A 20,413-nucleotide genomic window follows, 5' to 3' on the forward strand; every position below is an offset into this window, starting at 1 on the left:
CCCCGCGGGGGGGGGCCCCCCCCCCCCCCCCCCCGCCCCCCCCCACACCCCCCCCCCCCCCGCCCCCCCCCCCCCCGGGCCGGGGGGGGGGGGGCCCCCCCCGGGGGGGCCCCCCCCCCCCCCCGTCCGGTGCACCGCCGCGCCAGGAGCCCTCACCGGCTCCGCAGACCGGAGAAACCATGAACTCAACCGCTACAAAAACCGACACGCCGCCACCGCCGCCGTCGGGGAGCGACGCCCCCGCCGCCATATCCGGCAAGGCGGTCCGTCCTGGTGACCGGATCTTCCTCGGGCTCTCCCGCGGCTCCGGCATCGCCCTCCTGGTGATCATGGCGGCCATCGCCGCCTTCCTCACCTACCGGTCCGTGCTCGCCATCTCCGGCGACAAGGCCAACTTCTTCACCACCCTCGACTGGAACGCCACCGGCACCGACCCGAAGTTCGGCATCGCCGTCCTGGCGTTCGGCACGGTCGTCAGCTCCGTGATCGCGATGCTCATCGCGGTCCCGGTCGCGGTCGGCATCGCGCTGTTCATCTCGCACTACGCCCCGCGCAAGCTGGCCTCGCCACTCGGCTACGTCATCGATCTGCTCGCCGCGGTGCCCAGCATCGTCTACGGCCTGTGGGGTGCGCTGTTCCTCGTACCGCACCTGTCCGGCCTCTACAGCTGGCTGGACGACTACCTCGGCTGGACCGGCATCTTCAGCTACGGCGACGGCGCCGCCCGCTCGCTGTTCACCGTCGGCATCCTGCTCGCGATCATGATCCTGCCGATCGTGACCAGCGTCAGCCGCGAGGTCTTCCTCCAGGCCCCGAAGATGCACGAGGAGGCGGCCCTCGCACTGGGCGCCACCCGCTGGGAAGTCATCCGGATGTCCGTACTCCCCTTCGGCCGCTCCGGGGTCATCAGCGCCTCCATGCTGGGTCTGGGCCGCGCGCTCGGCGAGACGATGGCCGTCGCCACGGTCCTCTCCCCCAGCTTCCTGATCGGCACCAGCCTGCTGGACCCAGGCGGCGGCACGTTCGCCCAGAACATCGCCAGCAAGTTCAGCGAGGCCGATGAATTCGGCCAGGACGCCCTGATCGCCTCCGGCCTCGTCCTCTTCGTGATCACGCTGCTCGTCAACGGCGCGGCCCGCCTGATCATCGCCCGCCGCAAGGAGTACTCGGGAGCCGCCGCATGACCGCCGTAACTGACCGGCCCACGGTCGCCAATGGCGGCTCGCCGCGGCCCGTCTCCCTCAAGCAGGCCCGGCTGCCCCGCTGGACCCCGCCGGTCCTCGCGCTGGTCGCGGCCGGTGCGGGCAGCGGCATCGGCCTGGCCGCCGGACTCGACAGCAGGATCCAGTGGGGCCTGATCGCCGCCCTGCTCTTCGTCTTCGGTACGTACGCCCTGGCCGCGGCCGTCGAAGGCGGCCGGCAGGCCAAGGACCGGCTGGCCACCAGCATGGTCTGGACGGCCTTCCTGCTCGCCGTCATCCCGCTCGCCTCCCTCCTGTGGGAGACCGTCGCCCGGGGCACCAAGGTCCTGGACGGCTTCTTCCTCTCCCACTCGATGGGCACCCTGCCGGACGCGATGCCCGGCGGCGGCATCTACCACGCGATCATCGGCACCCTGGAGCAGGTGGGCCTGGCGACGCTGATCGCCGCGCCGATCGGCCTGCTCACCGCGATCTACCTCGTCGAGTACGGGCGCGGCACGCTCGCCAAGGTCGTCACCTTCTTCGTCGACGTGATGACCGGCATCCCGTCCATCGTGGCCGGCCTGTTCATCCTCTCCGTCTGGATCCTGATCCTCGGCTTCGGCCCGTCCGGCTTCGCCGGCTCGATGTCCCTGGCGATCCTGATGGTGCCGGTCGTCGTCCGCTCCACCGAGGAGATGCTCAAGCTCGTCCCGAACGAGCTGCGCGAGGCGTCCCTCGCCCTGGGCGTCCCCAAGTGGCGCACCATCCTCAAGGTCGTCCTCCCCACCTCCATCGGCGGGATCACCACCGGTGTGATGCTTGCCATCGCGCGCATCACCGGTGAGACCGCCCCGGTGCTGCTCCTGGTGTGGGGCGCGAAGACGATCAACAACAACCCCTTCGAAGGCGCCCAGCAGTCGCTTCCGCTGTATGTGTTCCAGCAGTGGCAGCAGGGCTCCGATGCCTCCTACGACCGCGCTTGGGCCGCGGCTCTGGTGCTCATCGCCTTCGTCATGATCCTCAACCTGGTGGCCCGCGGCATCGCCCGCTGGAAGGCCCCCAAGACCGGTCGCTAGGGCGACACATTCGGCTCCGCCGAGTGGGGCCATTCAGCGACACACCGAAAGAAGCAGTGATCCCCATGGCCAAGCGAATCGACGTCAGCGGCCTCTCCGCCTTCTACGGCAGCCACAAGGCCATCGACGACATCTCCATGACCGTCGAGCCGCGCTCGGTGACCGCCTTCATCGGCCCGTCCGGCTGCGGCAAGTCGACCTTCCTGCGCACCCTGAACCGCATGCACGAGGTCACCCCCGGCGGCCGCGTCGAGGGCAAGGTGATGCTGGACGACGAGAACCTCTACGGCTCCGGCGTCGACCCGGTCGCCGTCCGCCGCACCGTCGGCATGGTCTTCCAGCGCCCCAACCCGTTCCCCACGATGTCGATCTTCGACAATGTGGCGGCCGGCCTGCGGCTGAACGGCTCGTACAAGAAGAGCGAGCTCAAGGAGATCGTCGAGCGGTCCCTCAAGGGCGCCAACCTCTGGAACGAGGTCAAGGACCGCCTGAACAAGCCCGGCTCGGGCCTGTCCGGCGGCCAGCAGCAGCGCCTGTGCATCGCCCGCGCCATAGCCGTCGAGCCTCAGGTGCTCCTCATGGACGAGCCCTGCTCCGCCCTCGACCCGATCTCCACCCTCGCCATCGAGGACCTGATCGGCCAGCTCAAGGAGCGCTTCACGATCGTCATCGTGACGCACAACATGCAGCAGGCCGCCCGCGTCTCGGACCGTACGGCCTTCTTCAACCTCGCGGCCGTCGGCAAGCCCGGCAAGCTGATCGAGATCGACGAGACCGAGCGGATCTTCTCCAACCCGTCGGTGCAGGCCACGGAGGACTACATCTCCGGCCGCTTCGGCTGAACCGCGGCCGGCTCCGGCCGACGCTCCTCAAGCGTCCTGCGGTGCTGCATGGCGGTGCCACCGCAAGGCGAAGGGCCCGCCCCTCTTCCCGGGGGGCGGGCCCCATGTCGTTCCTGCGGCGCGGCGGCCGGCAGCGGCTAGCCGAACGCCAGCCGGATGATCCAGTACGCCAGCGCCGCGACAACCCCCGCCGCCGGCATGGTGATGAACCAGCCCATCACGATGTTCTTCGCCACGCCCCAGCGCACCGCGCGCGAGCCCTTGGTCGAGCCGACGCCCATGATCCCGGCCGTGATGACATGGGTCGTGGAGATCGGCGCGTGGAACATGAAGGACGCGGTGTACATCACCGAGGCGGCCGTGGTCTCCGCGGCGAAGCCCTGCGGCGGGTCCAGCTCGATGATCCGGCGGCCGAGCGTACGCATGATCCGCCAGCCGCCCGCGTACGTACCGAGCGAGAGCGTGATCGCACAGGCCAGCTTGACCCAGATCGGGATGGCGTCGTTGGCGTCCTCGACATCCGCGATGACCAGGGCCATCACCACGACACCCATGGTCTTCTGGGCGTCCTGCAGACCGTGGCCGAGCGCCATGCCCGCCGCCGAGACGGTCTGCGCTATGCGGAAGCCGCGCTTGGCCTTGTGCGGGTTGGCCTTACGGAACAGCCACAGGATCGCGACCATCACCAGATAGCCGAGCACCAGGCCGATCACCGGCGAGATGAACATCGGCAGGACGACCTTCTCGATCACCCCGCCCCAGATCACCTTGGTGCCACCGGCCAGCGCCGCGCCGACCATGCCGCCGAACAGTGCGTGCGAGGACGAAGACGGCAACCCGAAGTACCAGGTCACGAGGTTCCAGACCACCGCACCGAGGAGCGCCGCGAAGAGGATTCCCATCCCCCGGTCGCCGTGCGGTGTGGCGATCAGCCCCTCGCTGACCGTCTTGGCGACCCCGCTGCCCAGGAAGGCACCTGCGAGATTCATCACGGCGGCCATCGCGAGCGCCGCCCGCGGGGTCAGCGCCCGCGTCGAGACCGAGGTCGCGATCGCGTTCGCCGAGTCGTGGAAGCCGTTGGTGTACGTAAAACCGAGCGCGACCGCAATGGTCACGACAAGCGCAAAGGTATCCATGGCCGGGGCTCAGGATTCCTTTACCGCGATGGTCTCGACGGTGTTGGCGACGTGCTCGAAGGCGTCCGCCGCCTCCTCCAGGATGTCCACGATCTGCTTGAGCTTGAGCACCTCGATGGCGTCGTACTTGCCGTTGAAGAGGTGCGCGAGCAGCTTGCGGTGGATCTGGTCGGCCTGGTTCTCGAGGCGGTTGACCTCGATCCAGTACTCGGTGAGGTTCGACATCGTCCGGAGGTTCGGCATCGCCTCGGCGGTCAGCTCCGCCGCCCGCGCCAGCACCTCGATCTGCTGGTCGATGCCCTTGGGCAGCTCCTCGACCTTGTACAGAACGACAAGATCGACGGCCTCCTCCATGAAGTCCATGATGTCGTCGAGCGACGAGGCGAGGTTGTAGATGTCCTCGCGGTCGAACGGCGTGATGAAGGACGAGTTCAGCTGGTGGAAGATCGCGTGCGTCGCGTCATCACCCGCATGCTCGGCCGCCCGCATCCGCTCGGCGATCTCTGTCCGCGCGGAGGCGTCGGCCCCGAGCAGTTCCATCAGGAGCTTGGAGCCCGTGACGATGTTGTCCGCAGAGGCGGCGAACATGTCGTAAAAGCTCGTCTCCCTGGGGGTCAGACGAAAGCGCACGTGAAATCCTCGGGGTGCATCGGATTCGGTCGAGTTGATGCTAGGCGCATCATCCAGCCACAGCTAACCGGCATTCCTTCAGTGTCGCCCATCGGGCAGCATGCTCTGCACGGGGTACCGCCGGTGCCCGCAAAGTTCGGTACGATATACCCACCAGGGGTATACGGATCGCCTGTATACGGAACGTCGAGATACCACGGGAGACGGCCATGACGACCACGGACGCCGACACCAACGGCACCGCCGCAGCCGCCGCGGCCTGCCACACCCCGCAGCCGAAAACCGACCCCGACACCGTGACCGATCACGACCGCGGCATCCACGGCTACGCCAAGCAGAAGGACGCCCACATCAAGCGCCTGCGCCGCATCGAGGGCCAGATCCGCGGCCTCCAGCGCATGCTCGAGGAAGACGTCTACTGCATCGACATACTCACCCAGGTCTCGGCGAGCACCAAGGGCCTGCAGTCCTTCGCCCTCCAGCTCCTCGAGGAGCACCTGCGGCACTGCGTCGCCGACGCCGCCGTCAAGGGCCCCGACGCCATCGACGCCAAGGTCCAGGAAGCCACCAAGGCCATCGAGCGGATGCTGCGCACCTGACCGGTGGCGGGTCACGAGGCCGGGCCCTACGGGGCGCGTCCCGCCGACGGGCCGGCGCACGGCGGCCCCGGCTCCGCGCCGTCGCCGTCCTCCCCGTCCACGTCCAGCACTTCGTCGATACGGTCCGGGCTGAGCCGATCCTCCGTGGCGGCCGCGGCCGCGATCATCAGCTCACCAGTCAGGTCGATCTCGACGAGGGCGACGTGGTCCTGAACCGTCGGATGGCGGTGCGCAGCCACGTACCCCACCTCCTCCTTCGAGCGCCTTCCCACGCCTCCGGTGGTTACCGCCCAGCGTAGGGACGGGCGCACGCTCCGCGCATGGCACGGATGGACCATTTCCGCCATCCGGCAAGCGCCCGGGGCAGATGCCGTCCCGGCCCGCCGCCTTCCGTCCTTCCACCGTCCCGCCGGCCGCCACCCGGCCGCCGTATCGTTTCGTTACGACGCCGCGGAGGCGATCTTCCCGGCATAGATGTCGCGCCCCTGCGGCATCCGCACCGCGGCCTTCGCCCCGAACCCGTACAGCTCTGTGGTGGACGTCACCGCCGCCCCCCTGGGCACACCATTGGCGAACTGGAACCGCTGGCGCACCTTGCGCAGCCGCCCCGCCCGGTCCAGATAGGCATCGAACGGCACCACGTCCGTGGTGAACCCTTTCTGCGCCGCGACCAGCGCCGGCCTGCTGCGCCCCGACGCCGCCCGCGCGGCCACCGCGATGTCCGTCGCACCGCGGTAGTGCCGCACCCGGACGCCGCCGAGCCGCTCCTCCCCCTGGTACGTCACATCCCTTGCCCCCCGCAGCAGTTCGGCGGCGGCCAGCGGATCGGTCGCGCCGCCGGTGACCAGGTTCCCGTCGGCCAGCGAGGCCGTGGCCACCCGCACCCACTTGTCGGCCGGGACCCCGGCCCCGCGGTTCTTCATGAACAGCGCGCCCGGCGCCAGGATCTCGGTGATCGGCTGATGGCCCTCGCCGGGCCGGTCCGCCGGATCCGGCAGCAGGACCCGCAGCAGCCCGCTGTTCGCGCGGAAGTCGTAGGCCCCGGTGCCCCGGATGGCGACGCGAGTGCCGCCGCTCGCCGTCTCCATCGCCGTACGGACCCTGGCGGAGCCGGCCCGGACCAGCGCATCGGCGCTGCGCTGGACCTCGGAGGCGGCGGCCCGGCCGCGGGGGGCCTGGTCGTCGGCCGCGGCGCCGTCGGGAGAACAGCCCGTCGCCAGTAGCCCCACGGCCAGACCCGTTCCGCACACCACGGCCATGGCGACCGCGCCGCCTCGTCTGTCCTGCACCACCATCGCGCACGAGCCCCCTCGGCCGCTGTGTTCGGGACGGCCTGTGCCGACCGCCCGGTTCAACGACCAATACCGGGGGCCCGTCACGCAGCCCCCCTCCGGGCGCGTAGCGTGGCCGGGTGCCCGACCGAGCCCCGCACGCGACCTCCACCACCGAGCGTGGTTCCTTCTGTCACGCCCGCTGCGACTGCGGGTGGCGGGGACCGGCCCGCCGCGCACGCTCCCAGGCGCGTACGGACGCGGAGCGGCACGAGGTCGCCTCCGAGGGTGACGCGAAACGCCCCCTGGAATGACCCGGTCCACTCCGGGAACCCTCAACGCCCGCACCGCATCTGGGTAATAAGGGAAGCAAGAGCGCCGAGCGGCAACGGACTTCGCGGCCATAACGGGACACCGCAGGGCAACAAGCACCGGACCACCTCGGCCATTTCCGGACACAGCGGCATCCATCCGTTATGCGCCGCCGCCCGGAGGCCCGCTTCCCCCAATGCACCCCGTGACCACCCGCCGGGCCATCGGCGTACGGGGCCCAACCGGACGATTCGAGGGGGACACATCCCAATGAAGCGGCGCACACTCCTGCAAACCGGCGGCGCACTCGCGGCGACCTCGGTCGCCTGGGCCACCGGCTGCAACACCACGACGGGCAAGCCGGACGCGGCCGCCTCCGCGTCGGCGACGGCAGCCGGCGCCGACGGGATACAGACGAACGCGGCCTCCGCCCCCGCAGGCGTCGCCAAGCGCCAGGCCACCCAGGCCTCCTGGACCGCCCTCGGCAAGAGCCTGGACGGCTCGCTGATACAGGCCTCCGACGCCTCCTACGCAACGGCCCGCCGCCTCTACAACACCCGCTACGACAACCTCAAACCCTCGGCCATCGCCTACGCCAAGCACCCGGCCGACATCGCCGAATGCCTCGCCTTCGCCCGCCGCTACGACGCCCCGGTCGCCATCCGCAGCGGCGGCCACTCCTACGCGGGCTGGTCCAGCGGCAACGGCAAACTCATCGTCGACGTTTCCGCCCTCTCCAAGGTCGGCGCGCCGTCCGGCGGCATCACCCGCATCGGCGCCGGCGCCAAGCTCATCGACGTCTACGAGGGCCTGGCCCCGCACGGCGTGACGGTTCCCGGCGGCTCCTGCCCCACCGTGGGCATATCCGGCCTCACCCTCGGCGGCGGCCACGGCGTCGTCTCCCGCGCCTACGGCCTGACCTGCGACAGCCTCGTCGGCGCCACCCTCGTCACGGCCGACGGCAAAACCGTCGACTGCGACGCCGCCCACCACTCCGACCTCTTCTGGGCACTGCGCGGCGCCGGCAACGGCAACTTCGGCGTGGTCACCGAACTCCGCTTCCGCACCCACCCCGCGCCCCGCGCGGTGATGGCGTACATGACCTGGCCCTGGGCCAAGGCGGCCAGGGTCCTCGCCTCCTGGCAGAAGTGGGGCCCGACCCAGGCCGACGAAATATGGTCGTCCTGCCACCTCGACGCCCGCCCCGGCGGCACCCCGGCCGTCTCCGTCGCCGCCTTCTCCCTCGGCAGCTACCGCGACCTCCAGAACGCCGTCGACAAGCTCGCCGACCAGCCCGGCGGCCCCGGCCCCGCCGCCACCGTCCGCCTCACCCCCACGTCCTACCTGGACGCCATGGAGGCCTACGCCGGCTGCTCCTCCAAAACCACCGCCCAGTGCCATGCGCCGGGCACCCTCCCCGGCCACACCGGCGACGGCCAACTGGGCCGCGAGACCTACGCCGCCCGCTCCGACTTCTTCGACCGCGCGCTCTCCGCGGCCGGCATCCAGACCCTGATGGCCCAGATAGAGAGCGGCGGCCGCAAGGGCGTCGCCGGCAATGTCGCGCTGACGGCCCTGGGCGGCGCGATCAACCGCGTCGGCCGCACCGACACCGCCTTCGTCCACCGCGGATCCCGCTTCCTCGCCCAGTACTTGACGTCCTGGCCCGCCGGCGGCTCGTCCACCACCCGCACCGCATGGCTGAATTCCTTCCATGCCGCCATGCGCCGCCACTCCTCCGGCGCCGCCTACCAGAACTACACGGACCCGGCCCTGACGGACTGGAAGGCCGCCTACTACGGCCCGGCCGCCGACCGCCTCGCCAAGGTCAAGCAGAGCTACGACCCGCAGCGGCTGTTCAGCACCTTCCCGCAGGCCCTCTGATTCCCGCGCCCCGCCGAGGACCGTACGGCGACGGCTGAGGACCGTACGGCGACGGCCCGGCCCCTGTGCGGGGGCCGGGCCGTCTTCGGCTCTGCGGGTACGGCGCGTCAGGCCGCCAGGTCCTTGTCGCGGTCACGGTCACGGCGCCGCGTCGGCACCCCCGAGCCGGCGGCCACGATCCGCTCGCCCTCGGCGTCGAGCTCCGCACGGCCGCCCGCAGCGGCAGCGGCCCGCGTCCGGCCGCCCGGCGCCCGCACCCACCACGCGATCCACCCGACCCGCGACCGCCCGATCGCCGTCATCAGCGGCACCAGCAACGCCTGCGCAACCGGCGCGAGCAGCAGCGCCACGGCCGTCCCCAGCGCGAACCCGCCCACCACATCGGTCGGGTAGTGCACCCCCATGTACACGCGGCAGAAACCCTCCGCCAGCGCCAGCGCGATCCCGAGCAGCCCGTACTTCCGGCTGGCGACGAACAGCCCGACGCCCACCGCCATCGTCAACGTCGCATGATCACTCACGAACGAGTAATCGCTCTTGCCCGGAATCAGCACTTCCAGCCCGGCGTGGTCCTTGAACGGCCGCGGCCGCTCCACGAACGACCGGATCGGAATATTGGCCAGCAGCGCGAGGCCGGCCGCCAGCGGCGCCCAGACGAACCCGGCGATGGCGGCGGGCGCATCGGGCTTGCGCCGCGCGCCCCACCATGCGATCAGACACAGCACTCCGAGCCCGGCGATGATGCCGTACTCGCCGATGTACTCCATGGCCTTGTTGACCCAGTGGGGGGCACCCTTCGCAAGGCCGTTGATGCCGTCGAGCACGTCGACATCGGGGTTCGGCCCCTCCAGTGCGAGTCCAGCCATCTGCCGCGACCCCTTACCTTTCGCGCGCGCGAGCGCCTGTGTGTGCTGCCGGCCCCCGTGATCGTCGAGCGTCTGCCGCGTTCCGTGCTTCTGGCTCGGATACGTCCACACGTCCCCACGCACAGGAAACGCGGTGCCCCCCTCCGGCGTTCCACTCGCTACCGGATGATCACCAGGACGTTATCGAAGCTTGACTCATCACCGCAGTTCAGGGCCCGATCCGGGCCCGCTCCACCCTCCATGGTCACGCAGCGCCCCGCCGCGGCAGCGCTTTCGCGCCATCCGAAGTGACCCGGGTCGCCCCGATGTAATCCGGCGTATCGATCTTGTCGAACCGGATCACGGCCCCGGTGTACGGCGCATTGATCATGTAGCCGCCGCCCACGTACATCCCCACATGGTGAATCGACCGGGGATCCTTCAGGTCGTACGCGAAGAACACCAGATCCCCCGGCAGCAGCTCGTCCCGCCCCGGATGCGGCCCCGCGTTCCACTGGTCGTTGGCCACCCGCGGCAGCTCGATGCCCACCGAGTGGTACGCGGCCTGCGTCAGCCCGGAACAGTCGAACCGTCCGCCCTGCGCCGCCGTCCCCGTCCCGCCCCACAGATACTTCGTCCCCAGCCTCTCCTGGGCGAAATAAATGGCGGCCGCGGCCTGCCGGGACGACGCCACCGGCCCCGTGGGCGCCTCGAAGCTCTTGGCCAGCGTCGTAATCGTCTTCACGTAATTCTGCGTCTCGCGGTACGGCGGCACCCCGTCGTACTGAATCACCCGGTACGCCCCCGCGTTGTACGCGGCCAGCATGTTGTGCGTGGCGTCCCCCGACGCCCCCTTCACATACTTCGCCAACTCGCAGTCATAGGAAGCCGCCGACGGAATCGCATCCTCCGGATCCCATACGTCCCGCTTCCCGTCCCCGTTCCCGTCCACCCCGTGCGTCTGCCACGTCCCCGGAATGAACTGCGCCATCCCCTGTGCGGCGGCCGGGCTCTGCGCCTTGGGGTTCCATCCGCTCTCCTGGTACAACTGCGCCGCCAGCAGCGCCGGGCTGATCGCCGGACAGAGCGTCCCCCACTTCTGCACCAACGACTGATACGCGGCCGGCACCGCCCCCTTGGCCAGCCCGACCGCCCGCTCCCCGGCCCCCGCCAGCCCGGCCGCCGCCGAATACGTCCCCACCACCAGCAACCCCAGCAGGCAGAGCACCAGCCCCGCCCCGATCCCACCGGCAACCCAGAATTTCCGCACCCCACAACCCTCCCCCATCCGCGCCGGGTTCACCGGATTTTCCCGTACCTACGCGCGAATTACGGCCGCACGGCGGGGCGCGGGGGCGCTCAGGGCGGGGCACTCCCGAAACGCATCGCGCAGCGCCAGACCTGCCCGTGGCGCCGGGCCGCAACCAGGACGCACCGGACCGGCCCGCCACGGAGCCGCCGGCCGCTCCCCACCCGCACGCCCGCGCCCCGCGGATGCGCGACACCGCCGAGGACGCCGACGACAGGACACGCCCCATGGACCAGAACAACCCGAAGCAGATGAGCCGCCACCTGTGGTGGCGCGTCGGCTACTTCTTGTTCGCCATCCACCTCGTGGCCCTCCTCATGATCTTCGCCATGTCCCACGCCCCGAAGTAGGGGCTCCCCCCGGCGAGCCCCGCCCCCGTACGAGCCGCCGAGGACGTCACCACGGCGCACCGCGGCCCGCGCATCGGCCGAAACCCTCGCACGCCCGGCCCGCCCCACCTGCCGGCCGAATAGAGTGCCCCCGACCCCCCGAATCCGACCCGCAAGGCCCTCATGCCGCTCCTCCACGGCGTAAAGGCCGGTGAGTTCGACCACTTCGCGGGCCTCTGAGACCGAACCGGACTCCGCGAGCGCCCGTCCCTGACCGACCGGGCGACCGGCCGACCGCCGCCCCCCGATGATCATTGCTCAGAGTTATCGACCGTGATACACACAGTGAGACTAATGGGCTCAGTGGACGGTGTGAGTGCCCACGCACACACCCCTCCCACCGGATCCGTCAAAGAAAGCCGCCAAGTCGACTTCTGATGGCGTCTTTGTCGGCGAAGATAGAGGCTGACTGTGCCATCCGGGCGCAGGCACACAACTACCCATAAGGGGCGGTGAGTTCACACATGGCACACATGTCAAACATGTTCCTTGCGGCCGAAAAGGGCGACATCACCACCATCATCGGCGGAATCGCCCCGGACTGGGGGCCGTTCGGGAGCCTGGGCAACGAAGCCCGCGTGATGGTCGAAGTGGTCATGGCGATCGCGATCCTGCTGTGCCTCGGCATCGCGATCTGGGGCGCGGCCAAGCAGCGCATCGGCGCCACGGCCCTGCGCGACACCTTCAGCGCCGAACAGGGCAAGGGTCTGATCGTGGCCGGCCTGACCGGCGTCTTCATCATCGGATCACTGGGGACGCTCTTCACCATCGTCTACGGCATGGCGGTCTAGGGCCACAAGCCCGGCCCCCGCCGCAGCCACCGCGCCCCCACCGCACACCCCGGCACGCACCCCGTCCCGGTGTCGCCCCCGTGCGCCCCCGCCCGCCACCCCTCCGCCGCCCCGTGCCCCCACTCGCCCCCACTGGCCCCACCCTCCCTGCCGAGGCCTCATGCTGACGCCCACTCACCCCGGCTCGACCCCCACCCGGCCACGTCTGCGCCACCCGTGCCACCAGCGGGCCGATTGGGCGGGCCGTTGCGCGGGGACAGGTGGTTCCGGAGAGAAGAAGGCCACGACCGGCACGGAAGCGGCAATGGGCGCAAATGCCCCAGAGTCCCCCATTCGCCTCTGCCGCCCAGCATCTGAGGAACCGTCACCGTGAGATGTACTCGTACCACTTCGCCCGAGCCGCCGCCCACGCGGCTACGGTCATATGAGGGCGGCACAACAACAGCACGGACGGCGACGGCGGCAGAGGGGGCACAGGCGCGATGAGTCTCAGTGATGACGGCGGCTACGGCGGCGACCGCGGCCCCGAGACGGGCCAGACCCGCACCAGACTCCCCGACAGCGGAGGCGACGGCTACGGCTCGGGCCGACGCCCCCGAGCCGGCGTCTCCAGCCGCAACCTCATCACGGGCGTCGGCGTGGTCGTCCTGCTGATCGCGGCCATCGCCTTCGCCAACCGCGGCGGCGACACCAACGGCGGCGCACCCACCGCCGACTCCCCCAAGAGCGCCGACACCCAGCCCACGGCCCCCACCGGCACCAAGCCCGTCACCGGCAAGAACGGCGACATCGCCACGGGCTTCGCCAAGACGGAACAGGGGGCGCAGTCGGCGGCGGCGAATTACGCGGTGGCGCTGGGTTCCGCGAACATGTTCAACCGGGACCGGCGGCACAAAATAATCACCACTGTGATGGCGCCGTCGGCCGTCGACACGTTCCAGAAGACCCTGGACCAGGCTTATTCGGCCGACTTCAACAAGAACGTCGGGCTGCATGCTGACGGCAGCACTCCCGCCGGAATGACCTTCGTCTCGCGCACGGTCCCGATCGGCACCAAGGTCAAGGGCTTCTCGAAGAACCAGGCGACCGTCGAGGTGTGGTGCACCGGCCTCCTCGGCCTGGCCGGCAACGGCTCCACAAAGCCTGTCACCACAAGCTGGTTCACCATCACGATGAAGCTCGCTTGGACCAACAGCGACTGGAAAGCGCTGTCCCACTCCCAGCAGGACGGCCCCGCGCCGGTCAGCGGGGACGTGACTGCATCAGGCGCGAAGGAGATCGCAGGAGCCGTCAACGGGTACGGAGGATTCACCTATGCCCGCTAGCCCTCGTCGCCGCGCCCTTTCTCTCGCGTCCGCGGTGACCGCCATTCAGGTCGCGACAATCCTCTTTGCCACCCGTGCCTTCGCGGCTCCCAGCCCGAAGCCCAGCAACGACCCCTGCGACCTTATCCACGGCCCCGCCAAGGACTACTGCCAATCCGGCGACAAAGCCGGCTCCGGCACCCCCAAGCTCCCCTCCACCAACCCCCTCGACAACAACCCCCTCGACCCCCTCACCTCCCTGGCCAAAGGCTGCGCCAAAGCCGCCGCCTGGATCGTCACCAAGCTCTCCGACGCCGTAAAGGCAACCTCCCAGGTCGACTTCACCAACGCCGCCTTCCTGCGCCAGTACGCGGTCGTCTTCGCCGCCTCCACCGTCCTCACCCTCGTCCTGTGGCTGCTCGCCGTCGCCAAGCGCGCCGTCCGCGGCGTACGGCTGACGGAGGCGATCAGCGAAGCCATCGGGTTCCTGTGGCTGACCGTTCTCGCCTCCGCCTTCACCCCGCTCATCCTCTACACCGTCGTCTCGGCGACCGACGGCGTCACCGAAATCATCGCCAAGGGCACCGGCGCCCAGACCGACACCTTCTTCGGCGCGTTCTCGCAGGCGCTCACCAAGGGGACGGACATCGGCGGCGGCCCGATCATGCTGATCGTCGTGTCGCTGGTCTCCGTGCTCGCCGCCGGCGTCCTCTGGCTGGAGCTGGTGGTCCGGGCGGCCCTGCTCTACGTCGGCGCGCTGCTCGGCACAGTCGTCTACGCCGGGCTGGTCGACAAGAACATGTGGGCGCACGTACGCCGCTGGGCGGGCATCATGATCGCGGTGATCATGGTGAAGCCGGTCATCGTGATAGTGCTCGGCATCGCCGGCGCACTCTCCTCCGACAAGGGCCCCAACGCCTTCTCGGCCGTCGTCTCCGGCCTCGCGATCATCCTGCTCGCCATCTTCGCCAGCGCCATGATCTACCGCTTCGTCCCGGGCTTCGGCGACGAGATCGCCAATTCCCGCAACAACCGGATCATGCAGGGCGCCGAGAACAAAGCGGCCGCCGTCATCAGCTCCCCCGCCGCCCTCGTCTCCCAGGGCATCAAGACACACAGCACCCGCAGGTCCGGCGACGGCGGCAACCAAGGCGGGCAGGCCAACCAGGGCGGCCAGTCCCGGCCGGCCGACGCCGTCGCCGGCGGCGTCGCCGCGCACAGCTCGCGCTCCGGCGGCGGCCGGGCCGCCACCCCCGCTCCCCGTACGAACAGCCCCGGTCCGAGCACCAGCGCCCGCACTGGCAAGACAGCAGGAGGTGATGGGCGTTGAGCACGCAGTCCCACCCGATCGCGCCCCGGCGCACGTATCTGATCGGCCGCGCCCGGCCCAACGCGATCGTCGGCAAGAACCGCGAGACCGGCGAGATCGCGCTGATCATCGCGGGTGCGTTCCTCGGCATGATGTGCGGCCTCCTCGTGCCCGTGCTCCCCCTGCGGATCGCCACCCTCACCGGCTTCCCGATGCTCGGCCTCGCCACGGTCTACGTCCCGTACAAGGGCCGCACGTTCTATAAGTGGTTCGAGATCAACCGCAGCTTCCGCCGTACGGTCCGCAACAACGCCGTCTACCGCTCCGCCGCCGCCGAGGCGGGCACCCGTTTCGACGGGCGGGAGATCGAGATCGGCCCGCCGCCCGGCATCGGCCGCATCAACTGGCTGGCCGCGCCGTTCGGCCCCGACGAGATCGCCGTACTGCTGCACGCGGACCGCAGGACGGTGACGGCCGCCATCGAGATCGAAGGCCCAGGCGTCGGCCTGCGCGACAGCGAGGACCAGGAGGCCCTGGTCGACCGCTTCGGAACCCTCCTCAAGCACGTCGCCAACGGAGACGGCTTCGTCACCCGCCTGCAGATCCTCGCCCGTACGCTGCCCGCCGACCCCGACGCGCACGCCAAGGACGTCGCCCAGCGCGGCGACAAGAGCTCCCCCCACTGGCTCCAGGATTCCTACGACCAGCTCCAGTCGATGGTCTCCACCTCCTCCGAACAGCACCGCGCCTACCTCGTCGCCTGCATGCACTACACCCGCGAACTGGCCGCCGAGGCACACACCATGGCGCGCGCCGCCCGCACCACACGCGGCGGCCTCTTCGGCAAGAAGCTGGACCGCGACGCCGGCCTCGCCGTCGTCATGGCCCGCGAGCTGACCGACATCTGCGCCCGCCTGGCGGAGGCGGACATCCGCGTGCGCCAGCCCCTCGGCCAGGCCCGCCTCGCCTCCCTCGTGCACTCCATGTACGACCCCGACCACCCCATCGACCACATCCAGGCCATGAGCAAGCGCAACGCCTGGCCCGCCGAACTGGACGCCACCGAGCCGACATACCTCCAGGCCAAAACCCGCGAGTCGACGACCCGCGCGCCCTGGTGCCACTCCACCGCCTGGGTCAAGGAGTGGCCGCTGACCCCGGTGGGCGTCAACTTCCTCGCGCCCCTCCTCGTCCACACCCCGGACGTGATCCGCACGGTCGCCGTCTGCATGGACCTCGAACCCACCGAGATCGCCATCGAGCGAATGCTGACGGAGAAGACGAACGACGATGCCGAGGCCAGCCGCGCCGCCAAGATGAACCGCGTCGTCGACCCCCGCGACGTCGCCCACCACGGCCGCGTCGACCAGCGCGGCGAGGACCTGGCCTCCGGCGCCGCCGGCGTCAACCTCGTCGGCTACATCACGGTCTCCTCCCGCTCCCCCGAAGCCCTCGCCCGCGACAAGCGCACCATCCGCGCCTCCGCCGGCAAGTCCTACCTCAAGCTGGAGTGGTGCGACCGCGAGCACCACCGGGCGTTCGTCAACACCCTGCCGTTCGCGACCGGGATCCGCCGCTAACGCCGCTAAGCCGCTGGGAGGCGCGTACGTCATGGCCATGTTCGACCCGCTCGGTGCCCTCACCGACGCATTCACCAGCTTCCTGTTCGGGAAGGTGGAGACGACACGGCTGCCCGTACGCACCTCCACCGGCCAGGCCCAGGCCGTCTACCTGCCCACCGCGGCCCCCGGCCTCGGCGACTCCGGCGTGATCATCGGCCGCGAGGTCTACAGCGGCAAGGGCTACATCTACGACCCCTTCCAGCTGTACGGACAGCAGCTCCCGGCCCCCCACTGGCTGGTCCTCGGCGAATCCGGCAACGGCAAGTCCGCGCTGGAGAAGACGTACGTACTGCGCCAGCTCCGCTTCCGCGACCGGCAGGTCGTCGTCCTGGACGCCCAGGGCGAGGACGGCGTCGGCGAATGGAACCTCATCGCCCAGGAGCTGGGAATAACCCCCATCCGCCTGGACCCCACCGCCGCCCTCAACGGCGGCATCCGCCTCAACCCCCTCGACCCCTCCATCACCACCACCGGCCAGCTGGCCCTGCTCCGCACCATCATCGAAGTCGCGATGGGGCACGGCCTGGACGAACGCTCCGGCTTCGCCCTCAAGGTGGCACACGCGGCCGTACTCAACGACTTCGGCTCCCCGGCCGGCACCGAGGGCGGCAAACCGGGCAACAAGACGCCCACCAACCGCCAGCCCGTCCTGACCGACATCGTCGAGCAACTGCGCCACCCGCAGGCGGAATCCGCCGAGGCCATGAACGTCGACATAGACGACGTACGGGCCTGGGGCCTGGACGTGGCGCTGGTCCTCGACCGCCTCGTCGACGGCGACCTGCGCGGCATGTTCGACGGCCCGACGAGTGCGGGCATCGACCTGGACTCGCCCCTGATCGTCTTCGACCTCTCCCACATCGACCGCAACTCCATCGCCATGCCCATCCTGATGGCGATCGTCGGCGTATGGCTGGAGCACACCTGGATCCGTCCCGACCGGAAGAAACGCATCTTCCTGGTCGAGGAGGCCTGGCACATCATCAACTCCCCCTTCGTCGCCCAGCTCTTCCAGCGCCTGCTGAAGTTCGGCCGCCGCCTCGGCCTGTCCTTCGTGGCCGTCGTCCACCACCTCAGCGATGTGGTCGACGGCGCGGCCGCCAAGGAGGCCGCGGCGATCCTCAAAATGGCCTCGACCCGCACCATCTACGCCCAGAAAGCCGACGAGGCACGCTCCACCGGCCAGGTCCTGGGCCTGCCACGCTGGGCCGTCGAGATCATCCCGACCCTCACCCCCGGCATCGCGGTCTGGGACGTCAACGGCAACGTCCAGGTCGTCAAACACCTCATCACCGAGGCCGAGCGCCCACTCGTCTACACCGACCGGGCGATGACCGAGGCCTCCGCGATGCCGACGGACGAGGCACGCGCCCTCGAAGCGGCGGCGGACGCCGAGGCCGAGGCACGCGCCGAAGCCATGGCGATGGAACGACAGTGGAGAGACGAGTCGAGCGAGACGGTGGCGTGACCCGCGGATACGAGCCGGAGCGAGGCCACGGCAGATACAACAGCCGGGACGACCATGACGTCAGGAGCGCCCGCGGCCGCGAGCGCGGCGTCCCCGACTCCCTGCTCATAGGGCTCCTCGTCTTCCTTCTCGGCCTGACCCTGCTGGTCTGGACGGCAACCGGCCTGGCCGGCCTCCTGGCCCACGGCTCCTGGCCGCACGGCGTCAGCTATCCCGGCACCCCCATCGCCCTGCGCCACCTCGTCGCCGCCCCGCACGACCTCGCCGCCGCCTGGCCCCACACCCCCAAGGGCCAGCTCTCCGGTTACGGCCTGTTCTGGGGCATCCTCATCGGCGAACTGATGGTGCTGCTGGTCCTGACGATCTTCACGCTGGGAACGGTCACCCGCTATCGCGCCGTACGCGCCGCACGCCGCCAAGCCACCCGCGCCTCGGCCCGCGACACGGCGGCGGCCGAGCCCCACCCCGAGGCCTCAACAACCGCCCCCCAACCCCACGGCACGGCCTCCGCACCCACACCTGCGCCACCCCCCGCTTCCCTCCAGAAGCCCCCCGCCGCGGCCGGCACCACCACCCCGCCCGCCGACGACCTTCACCCCGACCAACGGCCGACACCCACGCCCAATTCCCCCATCGGCAGCAATCCGCTCGAATCACCCGAACAGGTGAACCCGACCACCGCCGCCACGACAGCGCCGACACCAGCCACCGCGCCCCTGTCGCAACCGCCCCTCCCCCACCTCCACTTCAGCTCCGACCGCACCGCCACCCGCGCCACCGCGGCCGCCGCCATCACCTCCGCCGAGGGCCCGCTGATCGTCGCCACCACCGACGCCGACCTCTGGGCCGAGACCAAGGACGCCCGCGCCAAGCTCGGCCCACTGCTGACCTACGACCCCACCCACCGCCTCGACACCCCGGCCCGACTGCGCTGGTCACCCACCTCCGGATGCGAGGACATCACCACCGCCACCACCCGCGCCGCCGCCCTCCTGGCCCCCGTACGCCCCACCAGCACCCTGGACTCGGCCGTCGCCGACGCCGCCCAGACCCTGCTGCGCTGCTGGCTGCACGCCGCCGCCGTGGACGGCCGCCCCTTCCGCCAGCTCCACCGCTGGGCCCACGCCACGGGCGCCGCACAGGAACCCGTACGCATCCTGCGCACCAACCCCAAGGCATCCGCAGGCCAGGCCGGCGAGCTGGAGTCCGTCCTCACCGCACACGCCGAACGCCGGGAAATGGCCAAGGAACTGATCGGTCGATCGCTCGCCGCCCTCTCCTCGATCCACATCCGCGACGCCTGTAATCCTCCCCGAGCGGATTCGCTCATTCTCGAATCATTCGTCGATGAGGGGGGAACGCTCTACGTGGTAGGCGAACCCATCGAGGACCCGCGTACCACCCCGGGTGCGATGCCCCTGATCACCGCACTCCTCTCGCACGTGGTCGAGCACGGCCGCCGCATGGCCGAACGGTCATCTGACGGTCGGCTCGACCCACCACTCACCCTGGTCCTGGACGACATCGCGGCGCTCGCCCCATTGCCGACGCTCCCCGACCTCCTCGACACCGGCTATACGCGAGGCCTGCTGACTCTGGCCACCATGCGCTCCCAGGAACAGGCCCGCGCCCGCTGGCCCCACCGCGCGCTGCCCGTCTGACGAACCCCAGCGGCAGCGCCGCCCGTTCCCCGCCCCGCTGACAAGACCGCCCCATGAAACGGGAGCACATCACAGCGATCTCCGTCCATCTGGCGGCGACTTGGACCGTGGGTTCGGCCATCGTCATCGGCCTGGGCCCACTCCTCTTCGCCACGTTATGGGCCGGCCGGAACGCCATCCTGCTCGGCGCAACGGCCCTCGCCGTTCTCCTGAGCGCCCTTCTGATGGCCGCCCTCGGCCACGCCGCCCGTACGGTCCAGCCACTGACCCGCACCCGTCGCGGCCTCCTCGGACGGACCGCGAGCGTCTAACACCTTCGGCACCACCGGCACCGCCGCCCTCATCTTCGTCATGGCGCTCAGCTGGGAGGGCCCCTTCGGTGCCCCCACATCACCGCCGCGCTCTGCCTGCTCCTCGGCTTCCCGTACGCGCTGACCGCCGCCTTCCTCCTCCCGAGCAAGGCCCTCCGCTGGACCACCCTGGCCGTAGCAGCCGTCACCCTGGCCTCGGCCTGGTACGCCGCCAGACAGACCAACCGCCCCCTGACCGACCAGGAGCGGCTCGCAGATGCCCGAACCCCCGCCGCCCTCTACACCCGCCCCAGCGCCACACCCTGTTGATCGGAGCCGAACGCAAAAATGCCTCGTTCCCCGAGTCGAAACTCGGGGAACGAGGCATTTTCTAAAATTTGTTCGGCGGCGTCCTACTCTCCCACAGGGTCCCCCCTGCAGTACCATCGGCGCTGAAAGGCTTAGCTTCCGGGTTCGGAATGTAACCGGGC

20 protein-coding genes and 1 rRNA gene are annotated in these 20,413 nt (G+C 70.2%); 14 read left to right on the plus strand and 7 right to left on the minus strand.

The genetic code is table 11. The features are described from left to right. The first annotated feature begins 179 nt into the window (after positions 1-179). From pstC to pstB, 3 genes are all read left to right on the plus strand, one after another. Positions 180-1,184 (plus strand): phosphate ABC transporter permease subunit PstC, encoded by a 1,005-nt coding sequence (gene pstC / locus ACIRPT_RS40685; protein WP_403836911.1) that lies wholly within the window; start codon positions 180-182, stop codon positions 1,182-1,184. Beyond that, positions 1,181-2,260 carry a phosphate ABC transporter permease PstA gene (gene pstA / locus ACIRPT_RS40690; RefSeq protein ID WP_403510939.1) on the plus strand — a complete coding sequence of 360 codons (1,080 nt, stop codon included), beginning with the start codon at positions 1,181-1,183 and terminating at the stop codon, positions 2,258-2,260. Before pstC ends, pstA begins: the two co-directional genes overlap by 4 nt. A 65-nt stretch (positions 2,261-2,325) precedes the next feature. Then, a complete protein-coding gene (gene pstB, locus ACIRPT_RS40695) occupies positions 2,326-3,102 on the plus strand; it encodes a phosphate ABC transporter ATP-binding protein PstB (protein WP_403510936.1) in 777 nt (258 codons plus the stop codon). Positions 3,103-3,239: 137 nt separating this feature from the next. On the opposite strand, the gene ACIRPT_RS40700 is transcribed toward pstB, so the two are convergent. Next, on the minus strand, positions 3,240-4,238 hold the full coding sequence (locus ACIRPT_RS40700; protein ID WP_403836914.1) for an anion permease: 999 nt from the start codon (positions 4,236-4,238) through the stop codon (positions 3,240-3,242). Positions 4,239-4,247: 9 nt separating this feature from the next. Next, positions 4,248-4,868, minus strand: a complete 621-nt coding sequence (locus ACIRPT_RS40705) for a DUF47 domain-containing protein (protein ID WP_238574639.1) — start codon at positions 4,866-4,868, stop codon at positions 4,248-4,250. A gap of 209 nt (positions 4,869-5,077) precedes the next feature. Between ACIRPT_RS40705 and ACIRPT_RS40710 the strand changes: the two genes are divergently transcribed. After that, positions 5,078-5,467 carry a metal-sensitive transcriptional regulator gene (locus tag ACIRPT_RS40710; protein WP_403510930.1) on the plus strand — a complete coding sequence of 130 codons (390 nt, stop codon included), beginning with the start codon at positions 5,078-5,080 and terminating at the stop codon, positions 5,465-5,467. 26 nt (positions 5,468-5,493) lie between these two features. On the opposite strand, the gene ACIRPT_RS40715 is transcribed toward ACIRPT_RS40710, so the two are convergent. After that, positions 5,494-5,715 carry a hypothetical protein gene (locus ACIRPT_RS40715; protein ID WP_403836916.1) on the minus strand — a complete coding sequence of 74 codons (222 nt, stop codon included), beginning with the start codon at positions 5,713-5,715 and terminating at the stop codon, positions 5,494-5,496. Positions 5,716-5,907: 192 nt separating this feature from the next. Continuing rightward, positions 5,908-6,762, minus strand: a complete 855-nt coding sequence (locus ACIRPT_RS40720) for a hypothetical protein (RefSeq protein ID WP_403836918.1) — start codon at positions 6,760-6,762, stop codon at positions 5,908-5,910. A gap of 116 nt (positions 6,763-6,878) precedes the next feature. Here ACIRPT_RS40720 and ACIRPT_RS40725 point away from each other — a divergent pair, with 116 nt between their 5' ends. Both ACIRPT_RS40725 and ACIRPT_RS40730 read left to right on the plus strand, forming a co-directional pair. Continuing rightward, positions 6,879-7,052, plus strand: coding sequence for a hypothetical protein (locus tag ACIRPT_RS40725; protein ID WP_403836920.1), 174 nt, complete (start codon positions 6,879-6,881; stop codon positions 7,050-7,052). Positions 7,053-7,320: 268 nt separating this feature from the next. After that, positions 7,321-8,934 (plus strand): FAD-binding oxidoreductase, encoded by a 1,614-nt coding sequence (locus ACIRPT_RS40730; RefSeq protein ID WP_403836922.1) that lies wholly within the window; start codon positions 7,321-7,323, stop codon positions 8,932-8,934. A 107-nt stretch (positions 8,935-9,041) separates the two neighbouring features. On the opposite strand, the gene ACIRPT_RS40735 is transcribed toward ACIRPT_RS40730, so the two are convergent. Next, a complete protein-coding gene (locus ACIRPT_RS40735; RefSeq protein ID WP_403836938.1) occupies positions 9,042-9,800 on the minus strand; it encodes a phosphatase PAP2 family protein in 759 nt (252 codons plus the stop codon). Between the two features lie 244 nt (positions 9,801-10,044). After that, entirely contained in the window at positions 10,045-11,049 is a 1,005-nt protein-coding gene (locus tag ACIRPT_RS40740; protein ID WP_403836924.1) for an NlpC/P60 family protein, read from the minus strand. Positions 11,050-11,186: 137 nt separating this feature from the next. Here ACIRPT_RS40740 and ACIRPT_RS40745 point away from each other — a divergent pair, with 137 nt between their 5' ends. The 8 genes from ACIRPT_RS40745 (at position 11,187) to ACIRPT_RS40780 (ending at position 19,943) form a co-directional block, all read left to right on the plus strand. After that, positions 11,187-11,438 carry a hypothetical protein gene (locus ACIRPT_RS40745; RefSeq protein ID WP_403836926.1) on the plus strand — a complete coding sequence of 84 codons (252 nt, stop codon included), beginning with the start codon at positions 11,187-11,189 and terminating at the stop codon, positions 11,436-11,438. Positions 11,439-11,959: 521 nt separating this feature from the next. Then, entirely contained in the window at positions 11,960-12,268 is a 309-nt protein-coding gene (locus ACIRPT_RS40750; RefSeq protein WP_400064477.1) for a hypothetical protein, read from the plus strand. Between the two features lie 482 nt (positions 12,269-12,750). Next, a complete protein-coding gene (locus ACIRPT_RS40755) occupies positions 12,751-13,593 on the plus strand; it encodes a hypothetical protein (protein WP_403836928.1) in 843 nt (280 codons plus the stop codon). Then, positions 13,583-14,902 (plus strand): hypothetical protein, encoded by a 1,320-nt coding sequence (locus ACIRPT_RS40760; RefSeq protein ID WP_403836930.1) that lies wholly within the window; start codon positions 13,583-13,585, stop codon positions 14,900-14,902. Before ACIRPT_RS40755 ends, ACIRPT_RS40760 begins: the two co-directional genes overlap by 11 nt. Next, a complete protein-coding gene (locus tag ACIRPT_RS40765; RefSeq protein ID WP_403836932.1) occupies positions 14,899-16,461 on the plus strand; it encodes an SCO6880 family protein in 1,563 nt (520 codons plus the stop codon). Before ACIRPT_RS40760 ends, ACIRPT_RS40765 begins: the two co-directional genes overlap by 4 nt. Before the next feature lie 37 nt (positions 16,462-16,498). Further along, on the plus strand, positions 16,499-17,971 hold the full coding sequence (locus ACIRPT_RS40770; protein ID WP_403836940.1) for an ATP/GTP-binding protein: 1,473 nt from the start codon (positions 16,499-16,501) through the stop codon (positions 17,969-17,971). Beyond that, positions 17,968-19,632: a type IV secretory system conjugative DNA transfer family protein gene (locus tag ACIRPT_RS40775; RefSeq protein ID WP_403836934.1), complete on the plus strand. Its 1,665-nt coding sequence runs from the start codon at positions 17,968-17,970 to the stop codon at positions 19,630-19,632. The genes ACIRPT_RS40770 and ACIRPT_RS40775 overlap by 4 nt, the downstream gene beginning before the upstream one ends. Before the next feature lie 53 nt (positions 19,633-19,685). Next, on the plus strand, positions 19,686-19,943 hold the full coding sequence (locus ACIRPT_RS40780) for a hypothetical protein (RefSeq protein ID WP_403836936.1): 258 nt from the start codon (positions 19,686-19,688) through the stop codon (positions 19,941-19,943). Positions 19,944-20,322: 379 nt separating this feature from the next. Here ACIRPT_RS40780 and rrf read toward each other — a convergent pair. Continuing rightward, a 5S ribosomal RNA gene (gene rrf, locus ACIRPT_RS40785) occupies positions 20,323-20,413 on the minus strand; the annotation flags it as partial.

This window comes from Streptomyces sp. NPDC101227, from assembly GCF_044767545.1.
GTDB lineage: Bacteria > Actinomycetota > Actinomycetes > Streptomycetales > Streptomycetaceae > Streptomyces.